This is a genomic window from Desulfoscipio gibsoniae DSM 7213 (assembly GCF_000233715.2).
In the GTDB taxonomy this organism is placed as follows: Bacteria; Bacillota; Desulfotomaculia; order Desulfotomaculales; family Desulfallaceae; genus Sporotomaculum; species Sporotomaculum gibsoniae.
Genome location: NC_021184.1, coordinates 3,845,484 through 3,863,229, shown reverse-complemented (window position 1 = coordinate 3,863,229; position 17,746 = coordinate 3,845,484). Strand labels below are relative to the sequence as shown.

2 protein-coding genes are annotated in these 17,746 nt (G+C 55.1%); both read right to left on the bottom strand.

Annotation, left to right across the window (positions count from 1 at the left end):
• Window positions 1–8,097, bottom strand: coding sequence for a neuraminidase-like domain-containing protein (locus tag DESGI_RS18215; protein WP_006520541.1), 8,097 nt, complete (start codon window positions 8,095–8,097; stop codon window positions 1–3).
• Between the two features lie 81 nt (window positions 8,098–8,178).
• Entirely contained in the window at window positions 8,179–16,401 is an 8,223-nt protein-coding gene (locus DESGI_RS18210) for a SpvB/TcaC N-terminal domain-containing protein (protein WP_006520540.1), read from the bottom strand.
• Between the last annotated feature and the right edge of the window lie 1,345 nt (window positions 16,402–17,746).

The window sequence follows — 17,746 nt, the reverse complement described above, 5'->3', positions numbered from 1 at the left end:
TCAGCGCCTGACGGTTCCGGTTGTGGACATACCTGCACCGAAGCCTGCGCGGTTCAATTCATTGAAGTTCTTCTCAAGCGCCGAGTTAAAACCGGCGCTGCCCACTATATTCAGACCACCGGCAGCTTGCATCAAGCCGCTCTGTTTATGGGCGGTGGCGTCCGCCAGTACAACCGCGCCGCCCGATGCTAGGCTACCGCCGGGGTTGGCGTTCACAATCGTGCCACCCTCCGCCGTAACCTTATTCACTTCTTCGGTTATTATTTTTAATCCCGGCTGACCGGCCGGGCCGATCAACACGTTGTCAAACTCCAGCACGGTGCCCGGGTTCAACAGCCAGTCACGTTCCGGCGCCGGATTAATCAGTGATTCCCGGCCATAGGCGAGCAACGGGTCTCTCGGGTCGGAGAAGGGCCGTTGCCAGGGCTTATCCGGTATCACAACGATGTCTTTCCACCAGCCTGGCTTCTTCCACCCGGGTTCGGGTCTGGGTTTTCTTGCTACCCATTCCTGCCATTCCTCAATCGTTGTTTCGGTCACATTGGGTTCGACGAACAACGTGTGCAGGTTATCCTGATAAAAGACCGGCTTAATTAGCGAAGCAATTTCTCCAAGACCTCTTTCGATGGCTTCCTTGACTGCATTGGGATTCGCCGCGCCCTGGTATGCCTCCTCGGAAACGCCCAGCGCCGTGAGGTTGTTGTCACAAGGAAGGAGCGTATACGCGCCGCCCTGCGGACGATTATCCGCCGCAAGAATTTCCCGGTTTTCTTTGGGGGGCGTTTTACCTGGTTCGGTAGTGATCAGTTCTTGGAATTCGATCATAAGCTCGCCGTTGCCCGAATAACGATTCGCACATGGATTGTTCGCGCTGCTGTAAAGATTTTCAGGCAGGGCGCCCCTTGATCCGTTCTCGTTGTAATTTTTCCTTTCCGGTTTGCTGTTGCGGCCTGCAAGGTAGAAGGACTGGTTTAAAGGGGCGCCGAGGTGGATATGCACTCCCAGTTCCTCACCTGCTTCATCTATCGCTTTGGACACGTGAATCAACGCCTGGCTTGGTTTAAATTTCATAGGCACGGTAACCGCTGTATCACCTTGTGTTACCGGGACAAACTCGCCCGACTCGCTCGTGCTCCATTCTCCCTGCAGGTATTCGCTCCAATGCAGTTTTATTTCAATCGTCTTGTCGGCGGCAATGGTTTGCATTTCTGTAACCGCATCTTTCAGCTTTAATTGATCCAGCGTTGTGTCTGCGCCGGCACCGGATGGCTGTGAATTTTCAACAGGTTTATCCAAGAACGTCACCCAGAACAAATATAACCGGTCGCGCCACACCACCGGCGCCAGATGATCGCCCTCGATCTCGGCGCTGACCGGTTCCCAGGGCGTCCACATTTGATGGGCGTAGCGGCGGTAGAAGTGCTTGTGCGGCCGGCTGTAAGTGCGGCCAAACACATGCAGAGTACGCCGGGTGGGATCTGCATTGTCCTCTATGTGCATGGCCACGATATCCAGTCGCGCCAACTCATCCAGCTTTTTCAGGTAGTTCAGGAAGGCGTCATCGGCCAGATCGCTGGAAACGTCGTCCTGCAGCAGGGCGCCTTCGAGTTCGGCAAAAAGATAGGTCTTGTCGTCGCGGAACTCCGGCTCAAGCCAGTTCTCGGGGAAGAGGAAGATCTTGCGGTTCGCTTCCCACACGCGGTAGCGCTTCATCCATTCCCAGTGTTTGGAGTTAAGGGTGGATGGATGAACCTTCGGCTCCAGATTAAGCAGGCAGCGCTGGATAAACAGCTGCACCGAAGAGATGGCCAGGCGGATGCGCGAGGTCTGTACCACCGGTTCCATGCCGGGGTCGATAAGAAAGTATTCGTAAAGCTGCTCCATGCGGTCGAAGCCGTGCTGGTGTATCACGTAGGACACCAGTGCGTCACGCTGGCGTTGGCGCAGCTTGTCAAAGATTGACCGGGCCACGCGCTGCCATGTCTCCGGCTCGCAGCGGGCCTTGAGCGCTTCCTTAAATTCGCGGGCGATTGCAAAGCGCTGCCCGGGCGTCACGCCCGCGCCGGCGATACGGGTCCACTTCAACAGAGAGGCCACCGGCGCGCCGAAGCGCTCGACAAGCTGAAGGGTTTGCCACAGTTGCACCAGGGGTTTTTCGCTTTCGAATCCTGGAGCGGCGAACATCGCCTCGGCGGTGTCTTTGACAGTTGCTTCGTCGCGGTGGGTCAGTTTGGCGATGAGCGGGTATACATTGCCCGGATCACCAGTACCGTTAGCTTCGAAAATGTCGATCAAATCGTCGGTTGTGGCGGCAAGATCACGCTTGAGCCGCGCGTAAGACGCCAGACGCAGAAATTGCTTGAACCGTTCCGTGGTCGCGACTTTCTCTGTGGGCGTATCGCCAACCGCTCGGGTCGGAAGTTGACTTAGATTCACATTGCCAAAGTCCGAAGCGTGCGTTAGCAGATAACGCGTTTCGCGTTCGCTAAGGCTTAGACCTTGCACAAGTTGTAATGCTTTGGTCAGCAGCAGGATTGCTTGTTCCGCCCCGACCATGGCGCTGAGCGGGTAGAGAGTCAACTGTGAAATCCCGTCCTTCGGCAGGGTCTCGCCCTGTACCAGCAGCCGCGCCCCGCCGCCGCCCAGCTTTTTCAACTCCAAGCTGAAGCAGTAAGGTATGCCCGGCTTCAATTCAAGAAATTCTTCCGGCTGTTCGCCAAGCGTCGCGTTATCGGCGCCCGCAGAACCGGTCAAAAACACCGGATTGGAGAGATGGGCGAATTGCAGCTCAGCCTCGGCGTTTTGCTTGTCCAGCTCGATATAGAAACGGTAGGCGCCAGGTGTGGGGACTTCCAGGTAGCCCTCGAACCGTGCACTGTTGGCCGTGTTGAGAGGGTTGCCGTACGTGTCATGCGTATCTTTTAAGGAAGTGTCCGCGCTGCTCACGACTGCTTTGGCTGCCTGAGCTGTGCCCGACAGGTCATTGGAATCGAAGTATTCGGCGCTGACGCCCCTTTTACCAATCGGCTCAAACGATGCCAGCAATGGTTTGGTTGCTGCCACCGCCAGCAGCCGTTCGTCGGTGATTAAGCTCTCCACCAGCACGGGGTCGGCGCCTGTATATGCCGTCATGGTCCGGACGATAAACTGACGGATAAGGCGCTGCTGAAGGGAGGGCAGAAATGCCCCGGCAATGCGACAGCGTCGCTGCTGCAAGGTTGCTTGATTTTCCTGCTCGATCTCTTCATTCTCCTGCAATTTAGCGTTGACTTCTTGTGGCGTGTCAGTTGGCAATATCTTCTTCGAGAGCTTCAATGGATAAAAAAGCTCTTTAAAGTCACTGTCTTCAAGAAAACCTGCTTCGCCTTCCAAGCGCAGCTTTTGTTTTTTGAGTTGGTTGTCGAAGAAATCGCGAGCCTGCTTTTGAACGTTCCCAAGAAGTTCAGCGAAGGCGCTTATCTGAGGTTCTGACAGCACTGCATTGAATTTCGTTTCCAGCTCAGTCTTTTGGTCTGCGAAGAGCACGCCGCGCAAGGTGAGTTTCTGTTCCTTGTGTGGCACCTCCTTGTAACTGAGGCTGAGAATGCGCTCCTCGTCCTCAAACGTTTTCGGATCCAGCCTGTTTTCCGGTTCCACGCCAGATTTGGCGGCGCTGAACTCCGCCCTGCCGTTCATCATTGCCAGGAAGGTCTCGACGACACCGGGCGGCAGCGCAAGCCCCAGTTTCTGCCGCAGCATTTCTTCGCTTATCTCGCCTGGATCGTCCGGCACGGCGTGCTCGGTCCGGATGGCGCGAATACCTTCAGCCAACGTCTTGATCAGGGCCAGCATACCATCGCGGTTGGGGCGATACTTGCCGGTTTCATCGAAACGATGACGCAGCAGGTAGTCCAGATCTTCGATCTTCAACCCGCTGTCCTTGACCTCTTCCACGGTCTGGACGAAGCGCAGGGTTTGGGAGAAGGGATAATCATCCTCAATGGTAGCCAGCGGATCGGGGTGTAAGGGTTTGAACGGATCCAGCCCGGAGAACTGTTTAATCGCGATCAGTTCGCGCACCGATAGTTTGAGTGCCTTCGCCAGAAGTCCATAGCGGTAGAGCAGCGAGACGTTCGGCAGTGTCAACTCGGTCGCGTCGAGAGACTTCCCGGCATCTGCAAGGATGCTGCCGATCTCGTCGGCGGTAAGCCCTAACGCGCCTTGTACGGCCAGTACGTGATCCTGGAGTTTAACGGTTGCGTCGGTTAGATACAGCCCCAGCGGATGGTCAAAGACGGGGTCGCTCTTGAGCACACTACGGGTGAGGAACAGCTGCGCGTAGAGCGGATTTTTTCCGGTGGTGTCGATGTCCGACCACAGGGTGATGAGCTTAAGACGGCTCTGCTTGCCGGTTTTTACCTTCTCGTCCAATGCCTTGAGGTGTGCCAGGTAAACCAGCGCGGTTTTGAGCGGCTGCTTGGCCAGGTTGGCCGGGTTATCATCGAAAGGCGCGGATTGTGGTATGAAGACACTAAGCGCGCGATCGGTCTCCTCGATGCTCCAGCCCAACTTGCGCCACAGGCGTACGAAGAGATTGATACGCAGAAAGGCAATAGGGGCGGCTTTCCTGCCATCGGCGTAGCGCAGCGTGGTCAGGTCGAAGTTGCACCCGGTATCGGTATCGGCCAGCACCAGAATTTTGTCGAACGGGATGTCCTGCAGCTTGGCCTCCAACTGCGCCGTGGTTACCTGGAACGTCTCTGCGAGTTCGGCAAGTTTCTGCGCGAAGGCTTGCACCTCAAGTTGCCGCTTCTGTTCTTCAACAGATACGGGAGCGGGATCGTTCTTGTGCTCGAGATAGAAGCGAGCGTCGTTAATGCTTACTCCCAGCTTGTAGAGCAAGTGCAAGCGGGTCAGCTTCGGGTTGATAAATCCGGTCTGGACAATCTCGGCGATCTCTTTGTAGGTCACGCCGAGGCGCCGGGCCAAAGCTTTGGCGGAGTTCAGATCAATACGCTGGCCGGTGCTTGCATCGATGGCTTCGGTCGTTGCCTGGGCCGCCGTGTTGAAACCATACAGCCGGTGCCAACTAGAAAGCGGATCGGGGTTGGTGAAGAGGGATACTTCCGCCGGCGAAAAACCCAATGACTCCATGAAAATGTCGGAACGATCGAAGGGCTGCGCCGGCACAAACAGCTCGTCGCTCCGGCGGAATACTTCCAGTACTTGCGCCAGAGGCATCTCGAAATAATTGCAAAACCGGCGTACGGTCTCGATCCAGAGATCGAACGGCAGATTGAGCGGGTAACTCGCCTCGCGTAGTTTGTCGTAGGCTTGGCGAATCACGTTCTGTGGTTCGGCCAGCAGTTCTTCCGTGGTTGCCTCGCCGGTATCGTGCGCCGCCTTTTCCTCCAGTTGCCCGTGGGCGACGTAGTACTCAAGGATCTCATTGACGATGTCGATGTAGGGCAGCGCCGTGTTGGTGTTTTCGCAAGTAAGCGGGATGTAAGGCAGGTCAGGCCGCCGCTCGATGAGGGCGTCGTATGGCTTCTTGTATTTTACAGTGTACTCTTGATTGTTGTGTGTCGCTTTCCAGAGCGCCAAAAAGTTCCCCCACACGCCCGGCTCGGGATCGACAAATTGCAGCAGGTCTACCAGGTATGCAGCCGGGCTGAGCACCGAGCGGCAGTGCTCGCACTCGCAAAAATCCATTGACCCGAACAGTGATTCCATGGTCGGGAACTGTTTGATCAATTCATTGCGCACGCTTTCGCGCACCTCTACCGACGCTGATAGGCCGGCTACCGGTGGTTCGTTGTCCAGTTTCTTGGCGATGGTAAACAGGTTGTAGGTTACGCTGCTCACCTGTTTAGCCTTGCGGTAGATCAAACCTGCCAAACCGGCTGCGGCCGGTTTTTTGTATATTTCCAGGTATTTGGCATTAAAATGCGCTGCGAAATCCACTTCAGTATATGCCATTACGTCGTAAGCGGAAGTCATCCCCAGGCTTATCATAACCGGCATCGCCTCGTTATCGGGGGTGATCTGGTAAACACGCTGAATTGTCTGCAATTGCTTTTGGGCGGATTGAACCGCGGGGGCAGCCATGCCCGCCGTAACTCCGTCGTGGGTTTTTAGAAAGGCGGTTACCGGTGTTGTGCCCAGCCGGAATCCTTGTCCGGTTGCTTTTTTCAGCAGTTTTACCGTGTCAGGGTAAGCGAGTGATTTAAATTTGTCGTCAGTTTCTATCAACCTTGTCACCACTTGCGTCGGATAGCTTAAACGCACCTTGCGGGACATGTCCTCGGTGTAGGCGCGCAAGCGCTCTTCCACATTATCGGCGACATAAGCCGTAGGAATTAGTTGATCAAGCTTTTCCTTGTCGGCGTCGGTTAATTTGCCGCGCCGGTCCAGTGAAATTTCCGCCTGCTCGAAAACTTCTTTCAACCATGCTTCGCTGCGATGGAAGTCTTTTTCCACCAGTTGTGCGGGGTCGTTAATCGGTTTTTCATCGATTTTCTTGTTCATCAGTCGTTTGGTCATTTCCACGCTGTTGCCGGCGAGAAACGACAATTTGCCTTGTAACTGCAGTTTACGGATTTGTCCGTCTTCCAAACCGGCTTTGGCAGCCTTTTTCCAGAACCGGGCAGCATCACCTTGATAGTTAAAATACAAGTCAGCGAACAGTTCACGCGCCTTTTGCCCTTTATCGCTGTCGGGGAAGGCAGTGGATGCGTTGAGCAGCTGACCATAGGTTGAGAGCGTTCCCGGCGCGGGAATGTTCAGTCGTTCCCTGGCGGCAAATGCCCCGAAGGTTGCCTTGGACTCATCAATCTCTTGATCGGTGAAGTTCACAATGCCTGCGTCGCGCACCGTCTTCAGCGCCAGTTCGATCACATCCGGCTCCACTTGCGCCAATAGTAACTTGTCCGAGGGCAGACCGGCGCGCATCAGACCATACACTGCTTCTTGCGGCAGCTTTACCTCCGCATCGGCACTTAGCCGTTCGGATACGGCGGCTAACGCGATCAGGCGGGCATCCCAGCCGGTGGCGCGGTTAAGTACCGTAAGATCTTGACGTTCGTCATTTTCCCGGGCGTCGGCCAGTTTGGAAATTTGGCCGACATGGGGTGTTAGGTCGGCTACCAGACGCCGGTATTCCGCTGCCAGAGGCGCGGATGGGGCGACCAGGTTCAACACCTCGAACCCGGCGACGGCAAAACGTGGTTTCATCAGCGGAATCATTTTCTCTTTATCCTGCGGGTCTCGCACCCGAATTTCCAGGTTGACTGCTCCGACTCCCGGATTATATGCAAGTACATACCGCCCCCGGACATCGGTTGTGGGTGAACCCAGCAGCAGTGCTTCTCCACCAAAGGCAAGATGGTGAACGAACAGTTTCAGCTTTTCGGCGGGCAGCCCATTGGTTTGCATGATCACCCCGGTAACGACGTGGTGTTTGTCCACGCGCAGGATGATGGGTTCGCGCTGCGGCTGGAATTTTCGTATAACACCCTTGTCGTTGTTGATACCCTGCAGGACGTACTCGAGCATTACTTCACCTCGATGCACCTTGAAATACAGATCAGGGCCTTGCTCGCCCGGATGCTCGGTGAAGTCGGAATGCTTGTAGCGGAAGGTAACCATGCCGTCATCGTCCGTAATCGCCGGCTCGCCGAGCGGGTCATGGGGTGACTTCGGATCCTGGTCGAAGACCTCGATGCGAAGACCGACAATTGGCTTTCTGCCGGCATCCACGGCGCGGCACACTACCGTGTAGTTGGTATCAAGATAGGCACCGGTGTTTTTTGCAGGCTGCTCTTCCAGTACCCCCATTTCGCGTAGCAGCGCGTTGAGCACAATGGCGGTGGGTTCATCCACCTCCCCCCCGGCTTGCAGCCTGCGTTCTTCCTGAAACACACTCACCAACTTGGAGGTGGTCTCGCCATAGGTTTGTTCATTCCGCTCACGCCGCAGCGCTTCGGACAATTCCCGGCGGGCCGCTTCGTCCTTGGCCAGAAGGACGCCCCGATTAAGCAACAGCTGCAGCGCGTCCTGCAGGTTGCCCACTTCCGGGCTTTTCATCCCCTGTTTCAATAAAAAGGTAATTTTGTTCATAGCGTATTCCTCCTCCATACGAGCCTTGTTCTGTTTGGGTGGTTTATGTTTTCCATAACCGTGATCAGTCCGCTATCACACTTAGTCAAACCACCCCATGACCTTCCTCTTCAAAGCAATTGAAGGGGCAACGGTAATTGAACTGAGGGCTGCACCAGTGGCACCTATAATTGTTGATGCATCATCCCCTAACCCGATACTCTTCGCCGCATTCTCGAATCTCTCACCATGTTCGGCGGCAACGGTGTCTATTCCGAGAAGTTCGCTGCCTGCCTCTCCAATAGCCACACCAAGCCGCCCGGCATCAACAACATCGCCGGCGACTGGGACAAGGCCGACCACTTCCAAGGCCGCTGTCCCGTAATTCCCCTGCGCGGCCTCGGCCTTTGCCGAGTAAAGTCCGGCACCGATGCCGACGAATGGGACAACCTTGAGTGCTTTTTTCCCGATCTTCTTAAGCGCTGTCTTGCCGCCTTTCTCAAGGGTCTCTGTACCTGTTTTCTTTAACGCAGTTTTGCCGTCGCTGACTCCTGGCGCATTTCCTTCGGTTTTGATGACATTTCCTGTATTAAGATCAACAGGAGGCCCCTTTGGTTCAGTTCGCTTGCTCCAGTCGAGTTTGGGCCCCGAACTGTTCGGGGCTCTGTTAGGCTGGTCTACTTCGAACATTGAGCCAATCTCGTCTAGTGCGGCGATGTTGGTAGAAGATTGCGAATAGCCTGCTCGGGATCTTGATTCCAGGCTTGGCGAGACAATTTCCTGTTCAAAACTAGTCCAGTCTTCAGGTTTAAGATCCCGTAGTCGATTGATTTCCTTCACGTCGGCTTGCGGGTCATGGAACGTGACTTGGGTGTGAGGTTTTGCGGGAGCATTACCTTTCGCCGCCCCGGTTTCCTGGACTACCGTGAGCTGCTTCGAGGTATCGATGTCAGGGTTGATTAAACGTTGTTTACCCTGACAGATTACGTGGTCCTTCTGTGGGTTGACGCCAATACTTGAGCGATCTGTCAAACGCTGATCGTACGGTACCACGTCGTTAATCTTAACTTTTGGTGGCTTGCTCTGGCGCCCATTGGTATCAACCAGGTTCGTGGGGCTAGTGCGGGCATAGACGAATAGGTTGGGACCATCAACCAACTCGGAGTCACAACTCACCCACCTTCCCAGCCACGGCGCGTAGTATCTGGCTCCGTGGTAGTAAAACCCGCTTTCCTCATCCCGCTCCTTACTGGTATAACGGTAACGCTTGGGCGTTTCGGTTTGGCTGTGAACAGCCTGATAAGTTGTGCTGCCATACGGGCTATACTCCTCATAGGAGATAATCTGCGCCTGATCGTCCAGCTCCAGGCCGGTCGAACCGAGGTGGTTGTCGAACTGGTAGCGAATGAGTTGCTGCGGTGCGGGGTCGTTGCCGGCCGTATCGACAGTGCGCGTTTCTACCTGGGCAATGCGCTGCTTGTCATCCATGATGTGCAGCGTTTCACGCTCCAGCAAATCAGAACCCCGCCGGCGCCGGTAAATCTCGAACCCGCCGAGATAAATACGTTCTTCAACCAGGTTGGCCGACTTCTCCCATACCTTGCGCACACGTTGGCCTGCAGCGTCGTAAGTGTAATAAGCCGTGCCCCCTCCGGACAAATCAACCCGGCGCAATTGGTCGCGGTAGTCCCAGTGCATGTTGGGGGCGGGGTGTGCGCCACCCATATGCGGCATGCGGATTATGTTACCGTGGGCGTCATGGACAAGGCGCTCGGTGCCCGTATTACCGCTGCCGACCATGGTATAGCTTAAGCGGTTGCTCTGTTTGCCCGGTTCAAGCAGGCTGGCTTCGCCATAAGTATAGGTCCGACTCCAACCGGGGTGGACCGGGTCGCTACCGTAGTGCCACATCGTCAGGAAATTGCCCACGGCGTCGTAGACATAGCGTTCGATATACCTACCCATAGCTCCGCCGTCATAGGGACTGAAGCGTCCGGATATCCCGGTGCCAAGCAAGCCGGCACGGGGGGCATCGTTATGAGAGTGCGGCGTGGGCGGATTGGCCGCGCCACCCGTCTGCCCCAGGTGTTCGCGTCCAGTGGCTTCGATCAGCCGGTAGAGGGCGTCGTAGGTGTATCCGGCACCCGGCTCAACGCGCTTATTACGGAAATAGATAGTCTGTTGAGCATCATCGCGTATGTAGGTGATGTTGCCCACCGGATCGTAGGTATAATGCAGGTTCTGTACCTGGCAGCCGGGCCAGCCGGCCACAGGCGGCTGCGGGCAGTCGTCAGGGAAGGCGACGGCGTTGCGCCGGGTAAGTAAATGTGCCAGACGGAAGGTAAACGGGTCATATTCGTAAGAGGTGCTCGCGCCGTTGCCGTAGTCTATGCACTTGCGCTGGCCCCTGGCATCGTAGTCAATATTAGTAACGAAATGTGTCCACACCGGCTGGTCATTGGCTGTGGCCCCGCGCAGATTAACATCCACCCGCTCCAATAGATTGGCCTCATTGTAGCCGGGGCGAATGACGCTGGGTTGCATTGCAGGCGTATGCGGCGTGGTCAATGTCACCGGGCGGTTGAGGGCATCGTAGGTAGTGCTGCTGGTGTATACATCGGCCTCCAGCAGCGGCGCGAGAGCAGCTTCCAGTGCGCTCTGGTCGAGTAGATCGGTGATGTTGGCCGGGAGAGCCGTATCCACAGTGTTCCAGTTAATCGCCTGCTTGTATTCCTTGGCTATGCGGCGCGTTGCACGCAGCGGGTTACCCTTGAAATCACAGGCTTCAGTCGTCACCGCCCCGGCCTGGTCGAGGTGGAGGTAAAGCTGCCCGCGCAGGTTACGCATTTCGGCCTTCGGGTGCTGCTCACCATAGACTAAGCGTTCGGTCAGCAGCTCCTGGTCCGGGTAGTTCGGATCGGCGCCGGTGACAAAGGAACACAGTGGACGGCGCAGCTGGTCGTATTCGGTGCGGAAGATATGGCCCCTGCTGTCCCATGCGCGTATAGGCTTGCCGGCCACGTCGTTCAGCATCCAGCGTTCGCCCGCTTCCATGCTGGCCTGGTGGATGCGGTTGCCCAACATGTCGTAGTCGTAGCGCATCACGATGCGCCCCCGGGCATCGCCGTTCTGGTTAATAGCATCGCGTACGATGCGCTGGTTACCTTCGATGTCCAGTTCGACGCGGGTGCTAAACATGTCTTCCGTACCGTCAAGTTCGTGGTTGGGGCATACCACTTTATTGTGAGCGACGGTAAGGAAGGGGCGACCGAGCGTGTCGAAATAAGCCGTTGTTGGCGTGCCGGCATGAGCGGCCGCTTTGTTGGCGGCGTTCTGTTCGTGCGGGCCGAGGTCACCCGTATGGCGCTGCTGATACCATGTCTTCCTGGGCCGGCCCGGGACGACCGGCAAACTCTCGAAGTAACCGGCAACGTAACCACCGATGTGAGGATCGGTGCGCGGATCCCCGGTTTCGTTACCATACTCCGCGACAGTGTCATTTACATCGTAGGTCGTCTGCTGCCACGGATCGAATAGCACCTTTTCATAGGTGTTATTGGGGTGTAATGTGGCTACGACGCGCTCGATGGGGTCATAGAACAGAATAGGGCTGACCCCGACCTGCACGCCGAACTCAAAGCGATGGGTTGCACTGAAGAACGGCTCATACCGGCGAACCGGCTTGCCCTTGTTATTGAAGATAGTCCAACCGCTGCCCACCCAGCGCGGGCTGGTATCGCCTTCGGTCATCAACGGCCGGCCATCGGCGCCCACAATGATCTTATCGTCGGTATCGCGCTTGGGAACGGGTCCGGGCTCAGCCTGGATCTTCTTCTGGATCTCCCGCCCGAAGCCGTCGGAATAGGAGAAGCTGTGCTGGATCCTGGTATGCTCTCCGGCTTCCAGGTCTGCGTTATGGGTTTCCCGCACCAGGGTATAGACGACGGCGGGCTGTGGTTCGGGCCGGTCTTTGGTGCGCCGGTAGACGAACAGGTCATAAACCAGACGCGAGGTAGCACGGCCAAGAATGGCGTGCGGGTTAGTAAACGGGTTGGCCAGGTGGTCAAGCACGGCATCCGGCAGATCGGCTTCGAAGCCGTCGAGTGAGTCGCCCGGATTCTCCTCCGGCTTGCCCATTACGGCCGTGCCCACCACCATACCCAGGGCGTCGAAGGCGACCCGGGTGCGGTTGCGGTTGGGATCCATTATTCTCGTGGGCTGTAGTACGCGGTAATCATTGCCGGGCTTGGCGGGGTCCGGGGTGCCGTCAAGCAGGCGCTCGCCCACAGTGACACAGTTGTTTAAGGGATCGCGGGATTCTACCATCAGCAGGTCATAGTCATCGTAAGTAACAGTGGTCGTCTGGCCGAAGGGGTCGCGGTAGCGCCGCGGCAGGAAAAAATGCCGGCGGGCAAAATCCAGTTCCTGCGCGGCGTTGTCGTCGCGGTCGGGTGACAGAAAAACACGCCCAGCGAGGATCCACCAGCAATCGTCGGGGTCGCTGCCGGGAAAGCTCCCCTCGTACTTTAGTTGCTGATTGGAAAGATAACCACCCTGATCGGCGCCCTGACCGCCCAGAACATCGGCGGGATTAGGCAGCATGGGCTGGCCGTTGCGCTGAAAGACCTGCGCCAGCAGACCGGGGGTAAAGGCAAGTTTGTAGGTTTCGCCCGGCAGGGCCAGCGGCTCAAGTTCTCCCAGCGGAAGGAGTTTTAACGGATTGTTCTGAGGCATGCCCAGGTTGTCCGGCCGGTACAGCGTACGGACGTGTTCAATCAGGCGGCGAAAGTACTTTTCTTCCTCGTTTACATCTTCGGCTGCTGCCTGTTTTGCCCTGGCAAAGTAAATATCTTCGTGGGCGACGTCGTGTTGACCGTCTGATGCCTGGTTACAATAACTTAACATATCATCAAGGCGATAGAGGTTGGTCAGTTCATTGCTGCTCTTCTCTTGTTCGGGCTTGCGCAATTCATATGTGCATGTTTCCGCAGCAAGAGGGGTGCGGTAGTCACCAGGGTATACTTTAAAGTCGTCAATGGCATTGGTGACAAGGTTTTTGGTGTAGATGATGTGGATGAGTCGCTGATTGTCGTGGTCCTGCGACAGGAACGCTTGGTCCGGCATATAGAAACGGCGACCGTAGGCGATGGCAGCTTCCTTCAACACGTTGCCATACTCATCTATTTCCAGGTTCAACGTATGTTGAACGCGTGGATCAGGAATCCACTCAACGCCGGGATTTGCCGCTGCAGCAGCCTCATCAACGATTTGGCCGTTTAGTACCGGCATCAGAGTGCGCTCATAGTGGTAAGTAATTGTTTCACGCGTATGGGTGAAAAAACCCCCATGGCGCTGACCGGCACGGGGCTGCAGGGCGCGGATTGAGAAGTTCTGTTCAACGACGGTGTAGGGTGTACCGGCTCTTTGGAGCATGGTCACGGATGACCCGGGAGGGGCATCGTCGGCGTAAACCTCCTGGCGCAGCATCATCCCCTTTAAGGCACGGCAGGCCTCCCGTTCCTCCTCCAGCGTCAGGCCGGTGGGCAGTACGGTATCGGGTAGCAGCAGCGACCGGAATTCCTGGTCATCAAGACCAGGTTCGCGGTAATATTCATCCTCAAATTGGCGCGAAACGTGCTCCCTATCGAGATAGCACCCGGTATGGAACCAGGTTTTGGTATGCACCGGGGGCACATGGGTAGCGGTGTCGCTATTAGTCGCAGCAGAAAGCATACCGTCGCTTGCCAGTGCGGCCATTCCCTCCGTATCCCACTGTTCGACCATGCCGAAGCCGCGGAACTCACGCTCCTCGCCGTCGAAATAGCCGTGATGGTAGGCGTAGCGTGTGACGAAGCGGTTCCGACTGATATGGTCGTAGGTTTCAACACGCTCAACTACATGCACCGGAAAGGGCAGACGGGTGATCCATAGCTTTCCTTCCTGCTTGTCCTTTAAATAAAAGTACGTGGATGGGAGATAACGCACCCTGGTCTCCGCGCCGAGGTTGTTGACGGTCTTGACCAGCAGGTGCGGCTTTTGCCCGCCCATCAGATCTACAAAGCGCATTTGCAGGCCGGTATCCCCCGGCAGGGGTGATGACCATACCAGGCAGGCAGTGCCGCTGCCGAGGAGGTCAAATACGTTGATGGCGACCAGGTCGTCCACGCGGGGAAAAACGCGCAGCACCTGCGGTTCGCTCAAACTGTTGCCGGACTGGTTGAAATACAGGCGCACACCATCGCGGTGCAGGTAGATGATGTCGGTGGTACCGGAGCCGTCGATGTCGGCCAGGCGGATGCGTCGCTGGTCGAACTGGTCGGGGTTGTCGAAGTGTGGCGCATGATCCATTGTCACCTTGGAACCGAAGCGGCCATAGCCGAGGTTTGGCCAGTAGCAGACCTCGCCATTGCGGATGCGCACCAGGTCGGTCAAACCGTCACCGCTCATGTCGGCGAGATAAATCGACTGACTGCTGCCGGCAAAGACCAAACGAGGGCCTTTTTCTTCATCCAGGGTTTGGGCGACGCGGCGGGCCGGGCCGAAACCTTCCTCGGCCATTGAGGCGTGCCAAACGAAGGCATCGTCTTCAGTGATCAGCACATCGGCGTGGCCGTCGCCGTCCAGGTCAACGAATCTCAGATTAGGGTCGCGGGTGGACCGGCTGAGGCGAAAGATGAAGGGGCGGAAGGGCTGCCAGCCTTTAGCGCCGTTGTGTTCGTAAAGGCCGGGCGTGGGGTCTTCCAGCACCACTAAATCCGGCCGGCCGTCACCGGCCAGGTCCATGAACTGGGCACCATTGGCCAGGGGCAGATTGGGCTTTACGGCAACCTGCTCGACGGGCGCGAACTTCGCTTCAGTATGAGCTAAGCCGTTGCCCGGTGTCAAGTTTACCGGGCTAAGGTTGCGCTTGTAGAACCAGGTGCCGCTTTGTTCGGTCAGGATGCCGGGAATGCCTTCGCCGTGCAGGTCAATCCACTGGTAGGAGGCGCCGTCCAGCCCGACAGGCAGGTTTTCCATGCTTTCGGCGTCCATGTCCTGTATGGTGTCCTGAACGATGGGCCGGCTGTATTCAAACTCAACCGGCGGCAGGCTGCGCTTTAAATAACCTCCGTTGTATCGCTTATAGCCGGACTGGGTGACGGCGAGCAGGTAGGTGTAGACAGGGTTGCGGGTATGGTCAGGTTCTGCTTCGTGGGAATAGGTAAAGTCGGTGGAGCGTACCAGGCAGTCCTTGCCAACACCGTTTTCATAGGGAAAGTGATGGAACATCAGAACCCGCCGGCACAGGCGGGTAGTGCGTACTTCAAAACCGGCACGGTAGGTGGAGAACGGATCAGCGCGGAAGGCCCACTGGCCTGCATCATTGGGCTTTGGCGTATTGGCGTCGTGTTCGCCGTAATCAAAAACAACCTCGAACATCCAATTGGCTTTCTGGATTTGCTCTTCGGTCAGGAAACGCGGTCGGTGCCCTTCGTTATCCAGCAGTGGCTTGCGATTGCCATAACGGATGTGTTTTAGATAACGGTTGGTACTACGGCGTAAGTCATTGCGGTCGCCCCGGTTATGCTCGTGAACTTTGGCCAAATCGGCACCGGCGCCATCTTCTTGTTTATATTCATAGAGAATGGCATTACCTTTGTCGTCGCGCGTTTCGCAGATCAGCCAGGTAAAGATGCGTTGGGAATCTTCCGGATCATAGATACGTGAGTTTTCGTCCTTGCCATAAATCGTTAGGATGTTGTCTTTGGATATAGAGCGCCAGTGAATATGACCGGGACAGGATGCGTTAGTGGGATCGGAAACCTTAGTCCAGCGCTCGATGCGCGCAAACAGCCCTTCGACGCAGGGATGGTAACGACGAACCCGATATGCTACATCGCCAATCGTGATTGGTTCATCAAAGATGACGTGTTTGCCGTCTTTGATCACCCAATTGCCATCAGCATCCTTTTTGAACTCCGGCACAAGATCTTCCGCGCCGGAGAGCAGGAAAACATCGGAGTCCCCGGCATCGTCGTACTGCGGCAGCCCCTTGTCAGTCTTACGGGTGATATTGGGTAGTGAAAGGTTCCAACCAAAGCCAAAAGGTCCGTTGCCCGTACCGGAGTCGTAAGAGAGCGCAAGCTGTGGCCCAAAGCCGGACCGGCCGGGGCTGGTGGCAATGGGCACAGTCATGGAACCGGTGCCGGTGATCGGGTTGGCGGCAAACTTTTCGCCAATGCCGCGAATTGCGCCACCACCTTTGGGAAGAGAGATTGAGGGTGGTCGGGCTTGCTTTACGTCAGGGGCTTTTTCATTACCTTCGGTTGATTGACTATTGAACATAACTGCCTTTACATCTCCTTTCGATAGCGGGAGCCCCACATGTACAATGTTTCAAATATAAAATATCATAAGCAAGGTCAGAAATATGTCATTTGCTGTAGTGCGATACAGTATTTTTAATACTACAATTATGATAAAAGCCTTGTGTCTGAGCTGGGATGGACTTAAGGCGATATATCCTGGGCCCCATAGGGGTATGCTGCTGTTTTAAAGAGCAAGGGTTGGTTTTTTAATGGTTAGTTAAAGACCCTCCTTGGTAAAAAAAGATATTAAGGGGGAATATTTTTACGCAAAAAAGGAAAATTATAGCCAAAATGTATCACCCCCCTGTGATAACACACGTTGAGAGTATAGTTCTGATGACGAATTGTGGTCAAAAGGAGAAATGAGGCGCTTTGGCCACAAGATGTTGTGGTTTCGGAGTAAAAAATGAGCAAAAATCGGGTTAAAAAAGTGCATTTTTTAGCCCGATTTTTTTTGGCATTTTATAGATGATATTATTATTATTGATGAGTAATCCTGAAAAAGCAATTCCAAATAAGAAAATCCAAAGGCATCAGTTTGAAAAATCTTGATGACTTTGGATTCACATAAACTTAAAAAACAAATTAATAAATCCGCCATCAAGTAAAGGTTTATAAGGCTATGTTGAAATGCATAACCTCTTTTTAATGACGGATATATTGTGAAATAATGTGATGTTGACAAAATACGGTCGGGCCTATTAAGTCTAGCACATGGGTCAAGACTCTCCGCTTCGCTCCGACCGCAAGCGGCGGCTATAGGTAGTGATTAGGGGACATTTTTACCCTCCCTCGGGAGACCGCAATGTTTTTATTTTTCCAAACACTTTCCTTGGATGCTGGTTCCATAACACGCTCAGGATTAAGCCAAACAATCTCCTCTAATGTCCAGTCCCTGATTGAACCTGACCATCTCTCCGGATGCCGTAATTTAGCTGCTTCATAAACTTGCTTTCTATGCTACAAAACTTGTTCCGAGAGCCCATTATGTCTTTGATTTGGGGTCAGGAATTTAAGACCGCTGTGCCGGTGTTCCTGATTATACCATGTGGTAAATGATAGCACCCATTGTTTTGCTTCGGTACCCTAACCGAACGTGCGTTTATTCCTCCCCCTAGGGGGAGGAATAGTCTAGGAAGTGCTGCATTCTTGAAATAATGTCAATTTATTTTTTTGTTCTAGGTGGTCCCCTTTTTCATAATCAAATGGCCCCTTTTAATTGGCAATGCATGCTGTTCAAAAGCCCCTTAAACAGGGGCTCTTTTTTAAAGCGAGAACTTAAACGCCAATGGCAATGTCGGTAACGATTTGCATTTGCCACC